11 protein-coding genes are annotated in these 12,472 nt (G+C 70.8%); 3 read left to right on the forward strand and 8 right to left on the reverse strand.

Features of this window, described 5'->3' with window-relative positions; all coding sequences use genetic code 11:
• Positions 1–6: 6 nt before the first annotated feature.
• The 3 genes from FRANCCI3_RS19890 to FRANCCI3_RS19900 are packed head-to-tail and all read right to left on the reverse strand — an operon-like array spanning position 7 to position 3,009.
• The gene (locus FRANCCI3_RS19890) at positions 7–720 is read right to left on the reverse strand and encodes a serine O-acetyltransferase (protein ID WP_023840067.1); all 714 of its coding nucleotides are present in this window, start codon (positions 718–720) and stop codon (positions 7–9) included.
• Positions 710–946 carry an acyl carrier protein gene (locus FRANCCI3_RS19895; RefSeq protein ID WP_011438317.1) on the reverse strand — a complete coding sequence of 79 codons (237 nt, stop codon included), beginning with the start codon at positions 944–946 and terminating at the stop codon, positions 710–712. Before FRANCCI3_RS19895 ends, FRANCCI3_RS19890 begins: the two co-directional genes overlap by 11 nt.
• Positions 946–3,009, reverse strand: a complete 2,064-nt coding sequence (locus FRANCCI3_RS19900) for an HAD-IIIC family phosphatase (RefSeq protein WP_011438318.1) — start codon at positions 3,007–3,009, stop codon at positions 946–948. Before FRANCCI3_RS19900 ends, FRANCCI3_RS19895 begins: the two co-directional genes overlap by 1 nt.
• Before the next feature lie 408 nt (positions 3,010–3,417).
• On the opposite strand from FRANCCI3_RS19900, the gene FRANCCI3_RS19905 reads away from it, so the two are divergent.
• Positions 3,418–4,761 carry a S8 family serine peptidase gene (locus FRANCCI3_RS19905; protein ID WP_011438319.1) on the forward strand — a complete coding sequence of 448 codons (1,344 nt, stop codon included), beginning with the start codon at positions 3,418–3,420 and terminating at the stop codon, positions 4,759–4,761.
• Between the two features lie 47 nt (positions 4,762–4,808).
• A complete protein-coding gene (tyrS, locus tag FRANCCI3_RS19910) occupies positions 4,809–6,095 on the forward strand; it encodes a tyrosine--tRNA ligase (protein ID WP_011438320.1) in 1,287 nt (428 codons plus the stop codon).
• Positions 6,096–6,238: 143 nt separating this feature from the next.
• Here tyrS and FRANCCI3_RS19915 read toward each other — a convergent pair whose 3' ends face one another.
• Both FRANCCI3_RS19915 and FRANCCI3_RS19920 read right to left on the reverse strand, forming a co-directional pair.
• A complete protein-coding gene (locus FRANCCI3_RS19915; RefSeq protein ID WP_011438321.1) occupies positions 6,239–7,150 on the reverse strand; it encodes a glycosyltransferase in 912 nt (303 codons plus the stop codon).
• Between the two features lie 220 nt (positions 7,151–7,370).
• Positions 7,371–8,603 carry a glycosyltransferase family 2 protein gene (locus tag FRANCCI3_RS19920; protein ID WP_070982138.1) on the reverse strand — a complete coding sequence of 411 codons (1,233 nt, stop codon included), beginning with the start codon at positions 8,601–8,603 and terminating at the stop codon, positions 7,371–7,373.
• 299 nt (positions 8,604–8,902) lie between these two features.
• Here FRANCCI3_RS19920 and FRANCCI3_RS19925 point away from each other — a divergent pair, with 299 nt between their 5' ends.
• Entirely contained in the window at positions 8,903–10,135 is a 1,233-nt protein-coding gene (locus FRANCCI3_RS19925) for a glycosyltransferase (protein WP_035958063.1), read from the forward strand.
• Between the two features lie 73 nt (positions 10,136–10,208).
• On the opposite strand, the gene FRANCCI3_RS19930 is transcribed toward FRANCCI3_RS19925, so the two are convergent.
• From FRANCCI3_RS19930 to FRANCCI3_RS19940, 3 genes are all read right to left on the reverse strand, one after another.
• Positions 10,209–10,862, reverse strand: coding sequence for a PIG-L deacetylase family protein (locus tag FRANCCI3_RS19930; RefSeq protein WP_011438324.1), 654 nt, complete (start codon positions 10,860–10,862; stop codon positions 10,209–10,211).
• A 186-nt stretch (positions 10,863–11,048) separates the two neighbouring features.
• The gene (pth, locus tag FRANCCI3_RS19935; RefSeq protein WP_011438325.1) at positions 11,049–11,642 is read right to left on the reverse strand and encodes an aminoacyl-tRNA hydrolase; all 594 of its coding nucleotides are present in this window, start codon (positions 11,640–11,642) and stop codon (positions 11,049–11,051) included.
• Positions 11,643–11,675: 33 nt separating this feature from the next.
• Positions 11,676–12,296, reverse strand: coding sequence for a 50S ribosomal protein L25/general stress protein Ctc (locus tag FRANCCI3_RS19940; RefSeq protein WP_035732506.1), 621 nt, complete (start codon positions 12,294–12,296; stop codon positions 11,676–11,678).
• Between the last annotated feature and the right edge of the window lie 176 nt (positions 12,297–12,472).

Genomic DNA, 12,472 nt, shown 5'->3' on the forward strand with positions numbered 1-12,472 from the left:
ACGGTCTCAACGCCCCGGTGGGCGCATCACCCGCGCGGGAGCGGCGAAGACGGTCGAGCCCGCCGGCACGTCCGTCATCACGATCGAGCCCGGACCGATCCTGGCGTCGTCGCCGATGCTGATCGCCCCGATGAGGTGGACCCCGGGGGCGAGCTCGACCCGCTTGCCGACCTTCGGCACGTCCCGCGGGCCCGCCGTACCGCTCGCGTAGCCGATGGTCAAGTTGTGCCGCAGGGTGCAGTCGTCCCCGATCACGCAGTGCGGCGGGATGAGGATCGTCTGGTGATGGCCGATGTGGACCCGGCGGCCGATCCGCGCCTGCTCGTCGAGCTCGGCCCCGTACAGGTTACGGATGACCAATTTGTTGACCACCTTGTAGAAGACGGTCACGATCCCGCGGACGGGCTGGCTGCGGGTGCGCCGCCACTGCCCGATGCGATAGACGGCGAGCACGTGCAGCCCCGGGTGGGCGAACGATTTGTAGTGCCGGCGCCAGTCCTCCCGCAGGATCTCCCACAGCCCGAGGTCGGAGGCATCCCGGGTGTCCTGGTCGCCGTCCGTCTCGGCTACCCGGGGGGACGGGGCGGCTGCGGGCTGATCGGCTCGGACGGCGCCGCTCCCTGCGGAGTCGCTCCCTGCGGAGTCGGGTCCGGCGGACCCGCCGGACCCGAGAGGGGCACCGGGGCCGGGGCCGTTGACACGCTCGATCTCAGTGGACACCACTCAGCTCCTCGATGTGCTCGCGCAGGTCACCGACGGTGGCGAAACTCGCGAGCCGTTCATCGGCGATCTGGATCGAGAACTCGCGTTCGACCGCGTAGATGAGGTTGATATGCGCGAGCGAGTCCCACCCCGGTACATCGGCGGCGGTCATTCCGTCGCTGATGACGAGGTCGTCGTCACTGAAGATCTCCCGGAAGATCTGCTGTAGTCGCTCCTGCACCATCAGCGAGGCACCTCTTCCATCTTGCGGTCCTGTGGCCGCGGCTGGGGGAACACCTGGGGAGACAGCCCGGCCACGACGCCGGACGGCTCGGCCACGACGACCCGGATGAGCCCAGGCGGCAGGTACGGCGACCGCGCATCACGGCTCCAGCACGTCGTCTCCGCCGCCGGGGTCGTGGCCGGCGCCGGGTCGACCCGCTCGAAACCGAGCCGTTCGTAGAGGCCGGCCACCAGAACGTTCTTCGCCGACGGCCGGTAGTGCCCGGTCACGCGGGCGAGGCCGCGGCGGCGGGCCTCGGCGAGAACAAGCGCGGCCACCTCGTCCTCGAGGGTCCGGCCGATCACCCGGCAGCTCATCAGCCAGGTGTCGATGTCCAGCGCGTCCGCCGACTCCACCGCGATGACCACGGCGACCAGCCCGTGGTCGGCGAACCGGTCGGCGAGCCGGACGCAGAACACCGCCGTGCCGGGATCGGCGGCCAGCCGCTCGATCTCGGCGGCGCCCCGGCGGCGACCGGTCAGGTTGAACTGGTTGGTCTTGCCGACCAACTGGGCGACCCGCGGCAGGGTCATGTCGTCGAGCGGGACCACGGTAGCGGTCATGTCCAGCCCGCGGTGGAAATCCTCCAGCGAGGTCGCCGCCGCGGCGGCGGCAGCCGTCTCGGCCCGGGCCCGGTACGCGGCGGTGCGCGCGGCGTCCTCGGCCGTGAGGGCGCTGGCCTCGAAGAAGGGATAGTCCGCCAGCGCCCGGACGTAGCCGTGCGGATCGGCGGGCAGCGCCACGACGTCCACCTCGGGAACGAGTTGGCGGACGACCTCGCGTTCGGCCGGGTTGTCGTCAACGAAGACCAGCGCGTCGAGGCCGAGGCCGAGCGCGGCGGCGATCCGGCGGATCTGCGTCGGCTTGTCGTCCCAGCAGGCGCTGAACACCGCGATGTCATCGAGGCCGAGCCGCATCCCCGGATGACGCTCGAACGCCTCCCGGGCGTCGGCGTCGTTGTTCTTGGAACAGACGGCGAGCACGACCCCGCGGGCCTTCAACTCGGCGACGTACGTCTGGAACGCGGCGAACGCCTCCCCGACAGCGCCATCGCCGAGCGCGATGCCGGCCAGGCCCTCCTCCCCGAGCACGCCGCCCCACAGAGTGTTGTCGAGGTCGAGGACCAGGCACTTCCGGCTCGTTCCCAGCTGAGCCCCGATCACCGCGGCGGTGTGCCGGGCCAGCAGCGGCACCTGCGCGAGCGACACCGCCTGCTTGGACCGGTGCCAGTACCGCGCGTCGAACCAGGCACGCTTGCCCACGTCGGCGGCGAGCCGCTCGCAGTCGACGAAGGCGACCCCGTCGCCCCGCTCGCCGGACACCCGGCCGAGTTCGGCGTTGACCCGCGCGAGCATCGCCGGCCGGGAGCCGGGAACCCGCAACGCCAGATGGCCGAGCGCGACCTCGCCGGGGATGGCGAAGGTGTGCTGGACGATCCGGGCCCCGCACCGATTTATGATCATGTCCCACAGCGACGTCCAACGCTCGACCTCGGTGGCCACCGAGGCGGCCGGGTCGTCGGCGACCGCCGGCAGGGCGGTCTCCCCGGCGTGCACCGCGAGCACGACGACGTCGGGCCGGAACCGGTAGAGCTCACTCGCGGGGTCCAGGACCTCCTGGCGGTACTGCCCATAGCCGCATTCGTAGACCTCGACGGCGACCCCGGCTCGCGCCGCGGCCAGCGGCAACAGCGCGGCGAACTGCGACGTCGTGTAACTGCCGAGCACGGCCACCCGCGCGGACCTCGGCAGCGGCGCGACCCGCGGCAGGACGCGGCGCAGCACGCCGGCAGCGGCCGACCAGGCACCGAGGTCGCTGCCGGCGTCGGTGAGCGCCAGGGCCCACCGCACGGCCCCGGCGTCGTCGCCGGCCCGCTCGTGCGCGACGGCGAGATCACGGCACAGCGCCGCGGTCGGGATCTCACTCGTGGCGGCACGCGCGGTCAACTCGGCGATCCGCGGATGTTCCGGCGGTGACGCGACGCCCTCGCCGACGTCCGTGCCGACGTCCCTTCTGTCGGTCATTGCTGCGGCCCCTCTCGGTGCGACTCTTCGCGGCGCCCATACGCGGTTCCTCGGCACTCTACCGTCACGTAAGTGTTGGTAGGCGACGGAGCGACCATCAGGCCAGGGCGGCAACCAGGGACGCGAGGAGCGTGCCCCGGTCCGGTGGAGGTTGCGCGTCGACCGGGACCGGGACCGGGGAGGCGGTCACCCGGCAGAGCCACGCCCCACTGGGCATCGATCGTCTCCTGCGCCGTCGAAGGCACTGAAGCCGGGAAAACCACCTCGGGCTATCCGGACGAGCTATCTGCTTTGTAACAGTGGTCTGCATAGACCATGCAATGTGGAAAACTTCCTCAGACAGGGCGCGTAACCGGACACGATCAGCCACGCCCGCCGAGCGGCAGCCCCCGGAGGCAGGACCCCCTCATGCACCACCGCGCCATGCTCGGCCTGCTGGTCGGCCTCGCGCTGCTGGTCGGCCTCGTGATGACGACCGCTCCGGCCGGCGCCGCCGTCCCGCCGTACGCGGCCGGGCCCGGCCCGGCTTCGATCGCGCCCGCCCGAGGCTCGCAGTGGTACCACGCTGTCCTGGGACTCGCCCAGGCGCACCGGATCAGCCAGGGCGCGGGCACGGTGGTGGCCGTCATCGACGGCGGGGTCGACGCCAGCCAACCCAAGTTGTGGGGTCAGCTGCTTCCCGGTACCGGCATCGGCCCCGGGGCGGCGCGGGACGGTTGGCGCGACGATGATCCGAACGGCCACGGCACCGCCATGGCGGGCATCATCGCCGGTCGCAACGACAACGGCCGGCCCGAGGTCCGCGGCATCGCCCCGGCCGCCAAGATCCTGCCCGTCTCGACCGGCGCCGAGGCGAACTCGGAGGAGGTCGCGATCGGCATCCGCCGGGCAGTCGACCTGGGTGCCGACGTCATCAACCTCTCCCTGGGCTCGACGGGGACGGCGACCCCGGACGAGGAGAAAGCGGTCGGCTACGCCCTCGCGCACGACGTGGTGGTGGTCGCCTCGGCGGGGAACGTCGAGTCCGGCGACACCGCGATCAACTCCCCCGCCAGTATCCCGGGGGTGGTCGCGGTGACCGGATCGACGGCCGCTGGTGGTTTCTGGCGGGAATCGGCCCACGGGCCGCGGGCCGTCATCGCCGCGCCGGCCCCCGGTATCCGGGCCCCCGTCCCGACCCGGGTCTCCCCGGACGGCCTGGACACCGGGGGCGGCACCTCGAACTCCGCGGCGATCGTCGCGGGCGTTGTCGCCCTCATCCGGGCCGCCCAGCCGGACCTGGACGCACCCAACGTCATCGAGCGGCTCGTCTACACCGCGCGGGATGCGGGCTCTCCTGGCCGCGACGACGAGTTCGGCTTTGGCATCGTCGACCCCGTCGCGGCGCTGACCCGGGCCGTGCCGGTGGTCAGGAGCAATCCGCTGCTGTCGGCACCGACACGCTGGGGGGTGGGGGGGCCCGCGCCGGCCGCCGGCCGCATCATGCCCGGCGGGCAGGCCCGGGGGTCCGCCGGCGACGCGACGACCCACGGGGCCGGCGCCACACTCACGAACACCGGTCCGATCGGCGCAGCCGGCCCAGACTCATCGAAACCCTCGCCACTGGTCTGGACCGCCGGGCTCGGGATCGCGGCCTCGTTGGGCGTCCTGCTCGGGATCGTGACACATCTGCTGTACGCCTGGCAGCGCGCGACGCGGGCGGGACCGGGCCGCGCGGGCAGCCGCGTCCGCCCGCGCTCCCCTACCGGGTGATCTCGCGGTGTCACTGCGGACCGGCGCGCCACTTCTACCATGGGCCCATGACACACGCGCTCCTGGACGAGCTGTCCTGGCGTGGACTCCTCCACGACAGCACCGATCCCGCCGAGCTGCGGGAGCACCTCGACAGCGGACGGCGGCGCTGCTACATCGGCTTCGACCCGACGGCCCCCTCGCTGACGATCGGCAACCTGCTGCCGATGACCCTGCTGATCCGGGCCGCACGGGCGGGGATCGGCGCGGTCACCCTGTTCGGCGGTGGCACGGGTCTGATCGGCGACCCGTCGGGCAAGTCGGTGGAACGTAGCCTGCTCACCGCCCAGGAGGTACGGACGAACATGCTCGGACAACAGGAGATCATGGAGTCCGTCTTCGCCCGGGCCCTGGACTCCGGCCAGCTACCACAGTTCGTCGACAACGCCGACTGGCTCGACGGACTCGGAATGATCGAGTTTTTGCGGGACGTCGGCAAGCACTTCCCCGTCACCGAGATGGTCCGCCGTGACTCGGTGCGCCGGCGGCTGGACGATCCCGACGTCGGCCTGACCTACACCGAGTTCAGCTACTCCCTGCTCCAGGCGTACGACTTCCGCCGCCTGTGCGAGGACCACGGGGTCACCCTTCAGATGGGCGCCTCCGACCAGTGGGGCAACATCGTCGCCGGGATCGACTACGTGCGACGGGTGCTGCGCACCCAGGTACACGGGCTGACCTGCCCGCTGCTGCTGCGTTCGGACGGCACGAAGTTCGGCAAGTCGGAGAAGGGTGCGGTCTGGCTCTCGGCCGACCGTACCTCGCCCTACACCCTGTACCAGTTCGTGATCAATCTGTCCGACGACGAGGCACGCCGGTTCGCCCTGTTCTTCTCGCTCATCGACCGTGAGCCGCTGGAGCGGCTGTTCGCCGAGCACGCCGAGGCTCCGGGTAAGCGGGCGTTGCAGCGTCACCTGGCGCGGGAGATCACCGCACTGGTGCACGGTCAGGCCGCGGTGGACGCGGCCGAGGCGGCGTCGGCGGCGTTGTTCAGCGGGGACGTGAAGGCGATCGGCGCGGATCTGCTCTCCGACGTCTTCGCCGACGTGCCCACGGTCGAGGAGCCGGCCGCCCGGCTCGAGGATGACGGCTGGCCGGTTGTCGATCTGCTGATCGCCACCGGCCTCGCCAGCAGCAAGCGGGATGCGCGCGAGCACCTGGGCAACCATGCGGTCCTGGTGAACGGGGAACGGGTCGGCGTGGAAGCCACCGTCGGGACCAAGGATCTGCTGCACGGCTCGGTCATCCTGGTCCGCCGCGGTCGCCGGGAATGGCGGGTGGCCCGCTTCACCTGAGCCCGGGACCAGCGAGCCCGGGACCAGCGAGCCCGGGACCAGCGAGCCCGGGACCAGCGAGTTCACTTCCCTGCCTGGCCAGAGGGACGAATCGGACAAACAGCCCACTGAACAGGCAGGGAACGAACGAGGAACGGGCGCGGCTACTGGGCCGGCGGTCCGACCAGCAGGCCCTTGATATATGCGGCGTGCTCGTCGGCCACTGCCTTCCTGCCCCGGGCCCGAGAGAGCACCGTACGCCCGGCGTAGCCGGCGACGAGCATCGAGCGCATCACGTTCACCCGAGCCGGCGCATTGTGCTTACGCAGATAACGCACCATGGACGCACCGCGCATCTGCAGCATCCATGTCTTACCGGCCCCGGAACCTCCCGCCCCGTGGGGTACCAGCAGATCGGTGCGCAGCTTCTGCCGCAGCCCCGCCTCACGGATCGCCCGGCCGAGCGCCATGTCCTCGTTGTAGACGTAGAACGTCTCATCAAAGGCGCCCAGTTCGAGGAAGGTGGACCGACGGACGGCCATGCAGGCGCCGGTCAGCCACTCGGGGTTCATCGGGCGGCCCGGTGTCGGCCGGGCGAACAGCGCCGAGCTCGGCGCCACCTTGTGCGCTCCCAGCACGTGCAGCAGCACCCGGCGAGGCGTCGGCTCCCAGCCGCCGTTACCGAGCTCGGGCTTGTCGTCGTGCCCCTTCATGGTGGCCGCGCTGGTCACCAGTTCGGGATCGGCGATGAGGTCGTCGACCAGCGTGTCGATGACCTCCACGGTGGGCCGGCTGTCCGGGTTGCCGAGCACCACGTACTCGTAGCGCGACGAACGGATGCCCATGTTGGCGGCCTTCGCGAATCCCTTGCCGCCACCGGAGTCGAGGTAACGGCTGTTGGGCCGGTCCGCGATCAGCTCGTCAACGCGGTCGACGCCCTCCGCGTTATCGATGATCACAACCGGCATGTCCAACGGAAGGGTCGCGAAGAGCTGCTCGAGCTGGCCACGGCTGTGAAAACTGACCAGTACCAGCTCGTACTGCCACCTGGACCGGTTGGACTTCTCGACGGACATGGCGGCACGCTCCTCACTGCGTGTGCTGACGCGCACTCAGGTGGATATCCACGCCTCGTGCGGTGTTGCGGTGTCGCGCCACACGGTATTCCCACCCCACGGCGGGTGGTATTTCGATAGGCGTAGCCGGTGACGGGCCGCGGTGGGTTCTCCGGTCGAGGCCGGTCCCGGCCGGCGTCAGCGGCGTCAGTTGCCGGAGCAGGTCAGTTGCCGGAGCAGGTCAGTTGCCGGCCGGGGCCAACTCGGTCGGCGGGCCAGGCGGCGTCGTCTGCCCCGGTGGCAGGACCGACCCCGGGGGCGCCGGTGACGTCGCGGAGGCCACGGCCGGCCGCTCCGGCTTGGGCCAGACGGCGGGCCGGTCCCGGGCCACAAAGCGCCGCACCCCGCCGAGCGCGACGGCCTGCAGGAAGAAGACCTGCGCGACCAGGCGGGTCGGACCGGGCGGCGTGCGCCCGGTCAGCAGCGCCGCGGTACTCACAGCGCCGACGGCGTTGCCGGCCAGGAACAGCCGGGCAATCCAGCTCCGGCGGGCGGCCGGGAGGGCGAGCCCCACCAGGACGACCTGCGCCAACGGGCCGAATGACGAGCGGACCAGCCGGTGGCCCCACAGTTGCGGGGTGACCGGCAGCGCGCCGGGCACCAGCGCCGCCCGGCGCCGCCAGAGCATGTCGAGGTTGCCAGCGACGATCCGGGTCCGCCGCTCCCACTCCGCCGAGTAGTCCGGGCTCGACGACTCGATCGAGTACGCCTCGGGTTCGTAGACGACCCGCAGCCCCCCTTCGAGGATGTCGAGAGCCAGCCAGGCATCGTCGACGGCCACGTCCGCGGGCAGGGGCCGAAACGCCTGGCGGCGGAAGGCCAGCATCTCGCCGACCACGCCGATGGTCGCCCCGGTCGCCGACTCGCGGCGCTTCAGCCAGGACTCGAACTTCCAGTAGAAGCCCTGGGCGCCGTCGGGATCGTCAACCTGCTTCTCCCCCGCCACCGCGCCGACCGTCTCGTCGGTGAAATGACGGGCGGCTGCCCGCAGGGCACCGGGCGCGAGCACAGCGTTCGCATCGGTGAGCACCACGAGCTCGTGGGTGGCGGCGGCGACTCCCCGGTTGACCGCCCGCGCCTTGCCGAGGCGTTCCCCGGACGACAGCACCCGCACGCCGGGCCGGCGCGAGGCCTCGGCCGTCTCCGGATCGTCGGCCACGACGATGATCTCCATCGGCCCGGGATAGTCCGCGCGGGTGAGTTCATCCAGTTTCGCCCCGATCACCGCCGACTCCCGATAGGCGGAGACGACCACGCTCAGTCCCGGCCAGATCTCAGGGTCCGGCGGTGCCGTCGACTCCAGACCACGGCTGCGCAATCCGATATAGATCGGATACAAGACGTGACCGTAAACGGTTGTGGCTCCCAGCGCCGCCACGGCGGCACCTCGACCGATGGTCCGGACACCTGTCATGGCGGTTACCGTAGCGTTCCGCCGGTCAGCCACAACCAACGGCTCCGTCCTTTGCGGTACGGCGCCATTGACGCCATGACGCCATGACGCCGCGCAGCCGTGACACCCGCACCGCGCCAAAGTCGTCCCGCGGAATCGGATGGACCCCCGGCGGGCCTGCGCGCACCTCGACCCCACCCTCACCTCACCTCACCTCACCTCACGACACTCTTGTCATCTACCTGGAACTGTCCGCGACACCCCGCGCGAGTACCGAGCCCGCAGTCGTTACCCGACCCCACGGTCGTTACAGTTGTCCGGTGAGCGACTCCACACGCTGGATCGTCGTTGTCGAGGAACCGTTTCTCCCGGCGGACGCGGGCGGCCGGGTGGAGACCTTCAGCTTCCTCACCGCGGCTTCCGCGGCCGGCGTTCGGATGCAGGTCCTGGTGCCTTCCCGGGAGAACCTGGATATCGCCGTGTACGAGGAGGCCGTGCCGGGTTCGGCCGTCATCCGGCTGCCTCGTGACGACAGCCCACGGGCACACCTGACGGCCCGGCCATTCATGCACGCATCCCGGCCGGTCGGTCCGTTGCGCCGCGCGCTGGAGTCGACACCGCCACGGGCCGACGCCGTGATCAGTTACAGCTGCCGGACGTCGCATCTCGGCGAGGAGGTCGCCCGGATCTGGAAGCTGCCGCATCTGGTGCGCGCGCACAACGTCGACTCGGAGTTCTTCCGGGTGCTGGCCCGCAACAGCTCGGGGCCGCGCGCCGTCGCCTACGAGCTGGAGTATCACAAACTGCGGCTGGCGGAGCTTTCGATGCACCACTCTCCGCTCATCACCTGCATCGCGGACATCTCGCTGGAAGACCACAACTGGCGGCGTACGCGGGCGAGCATCCCAACGTTCCACCTGCCGCCGTTCCTGCCCGTCGGCGCCCTCACCGCACCGACGGGCACCGGGTCGGCCGGTACCGAGCCGGCCCCGCCGGGCCGGAAGCCGGCGCCTCGGGACAGCGCCGGCAAAAAGCTGATCTTTGTCGGCTCGCTGGACACCCCGACCAACATCGAAGCCCTGCGCTGGTTCCTCGGCGGCTGCTGGCCGACGATCCGGGTCCGCCATCCCGACGCGACCTTCCAGGTGGTGGGGCGGCGTCCGGAGGAGGGCCTGGCGGCATGGCTCGGTGGCTTCGAGGGCGTGGAGTTGCACACCGACGTGCCGAGCGTCGCCGGTTACCTCGCCACCGCCACCCTGTCGGTGAACCCGATGCGTTCGGGATCCGGCGTGAACATCAAGGCGATCGAGGCAATGGCGGCGGGAACGCCGGTCGTGAGCACACCCACCGGCAGCCGCGGCCTCGGCTGGACGCCCGGTACCCACCTCCTCGTCGCCGAGGACGCGGGCGCCTTCGCCGACGCCGCCTGCAGCCTGCTGGAACAGCCCTGGAAGGCGGCCGAGATCGGAACAGCCGGCCAGGCCTACGTGCTACAGGAACTCGACCACACGGCGCTCATCGGTCGCATCCAGGAACATCTGACGCCAGCCTGAGTCCCTGCCCGCCGGGCCTCACCGAGCCGACGGAGCAGACCGGTGGGCGGAAGACCGGTGGGCGGGAGACATATCAGAAGGTGAGCATCACCTTGCGGGCGTCGAACGCCTCCGCGTAGCGCGTCCCGCACTCTACGCCGCGCAGCCGCAGGGTCGCGCGGAAGGTCTCGTCGTCGAACCAGGCGCGGTCCTGCTGGCTGCGGAAATGACGTTTGAGATGATCGAGTTTTGCCCCGACCGTCTCCTCGAGGATCGGGACGTACAGGCTGGGGGACAGCCGGTCAGCCTCCCATTTCGGGATCTCGTAGCCGAGGATGAGCGCCCCGCGAAAGGCCTGCCACGCCAGCTCGCCGAGCACCCGGTGATCCTGGTGGGCATCCGCGAGCGCCGGGGCGAACACGATGTCCGGGGTGACCTGGCGGGCGATCTGCAGCAGGACCTCCTTGACCCCGCTCCACTCCCGCGGGAGGAAACCGTCCCGGACCTCGTGCAGGTGCAGCGAACCGAGCGAGGAGCCGAGCAGTTCACGCGCGCTCTCCTCCGCCTCCGAGCCGCGCTCGCCCTCGCCCGAGAAGACCACCCAGTGCACGGTGGCCTCCGGATGGGCGGCCAGCAACTGCATGATCGTGGCAGCGGCGCCGATCTCCACGTCGTCCGCATGTGCCCCGAGGGCCACGACGCTGTACGCCCGCCCATCGGCCGGCGGGCCCGCCGTCAACGCCAGCATCCGGCACTCCTCCGCGCTCGCCCGCCCTTTCTCTCCCCCTCATGCCAGTGCACGAAGCCTCCGCTCCCCGGTTCCCCGGCAACCGGCCATGCCGTTGACCTTTCGCATCCATGCCAACACTTGAAGTAGCCAAGCACCCGGAGTGCCCGCCGGACCGGCAGAAACACGCGGCGTCCGTCGAGCGGTTCAGAGCAACGCGTGATAGCGGTTCTGCGCGGGCTCCAGACCGTCGGCGATGAGCATCTCGACCGAGTCGGCCGCGTGTTCGAGCAGGAGGGGCAGCTCACGGCGTTCGGTCGAGGTGAAGTCCCGCAGCACGAAGTCGGCCGGATCCATCCGGCCGGGCGGACGGCCGATGCCGACCCGGACCCGCAGATAGTCCCGCGTCCCGAGCGCTGAGGAGATGGACCGCAGACCGTTGTGGCCGTTGTCCCCACCGCCGCGTTTGAGCCGCACTGCCCCGAAGGGGATGTCAAGCTCATCGTGCACCACGATGAGCCGGGAGACCTCGACCTTGTAGAAGCTCCGGGCCGCCGCGACAGGACCGCCGGAGAGATTCATGAAGGAGAGCGGACGGGCAAGGACCGCCCGCGCCCCGGCCAGGCGGGTCTCTGCGACATCGGCCCGGGAACGGTGCGACTTCAGCCGTGACCCGGTCCGCTCGGCGAGCAGGTCCACGACCATGAAGCCGGCGTTGTGCCGATTCCCGGCATAGGTCGGTCCGGGATTGCCGAGACCGGCGACGAGCCAGGGCCCATCGCCGGTCGGGGTGATCATCATCGGCAGGCGACATCGGCGATGGAGCGGATCCGCCTAGACGGACGCGCTCGCGACGCCGGCCTCCTCCGCCACCGGAGTCTCGCCGAGCGAGGCCTCCTGCTGGGCGTTCGTCCGCTTGGCCAGGCACTGCACGACGACCAGGTCGGGATCGGCGTCGAGCTCGGAGCCGGCCGGCAGGACCAGCTGGCGGGCGAGAATGCTCGTACCTGGCTCGAGCCCGGTGATATCGACCTCGATCGGGCCGGGCAGCCGGGTGGCGTCGGCCTTCACCGCGATCGTGGTGACCTGCTGGTCGACCAGGGTGTCCGGGTGTGGTTCCCCGATCACCTGCACGGGGATGTCGGCCACGACCTTCTCGCCCCGGGCCACGAGCACGAGGTCGATGTGCTCGAAGCTGCCCTTGATCGGGTGGCGCTGGACGTCCTTCGCGAGCGCGAGTTCGGTCCCCTCGGCCAGTTCGAGCGTCAACAGGACGTTCGTGCCGGCGTCGGTCTTGAAGGCGTGGAGGAGGTCGTGTGCGGGCAGCGCGATGTGACGCGGCGGCTTACCGTGACCATAGAGAACAGCCGGGACCTTGCCGGCCCGACGGGTGCGACGAGCCCCGCCCTTACCGAACTCGGTGCGCGGCTCCGCGGCGATGCGGACCTCGGACATGGCGGCGCTCATCCTTTCCTAAACTGGGGATCCGGCGCCGGAGGGCGGTGGAACCACCGCGGCGCGGTCCTTCACAGTACCGGACGCGCCATGGCATGGGGGAAACGACCCCGTTCTGTCAAGCCCCTGGGTGCGTCGCGGCCTTGGTCACCCTGCCCGGTCACGCCGGGCCGCAC

Source organism: Frankia casuarinae (assembly GCF_000013345.1).
Classification (GTDB): Bacteria; Actinomycetota; Actinomycetes; order Frankiales; family Frankiaceae; genus Frankia; species Frankia casuarinae.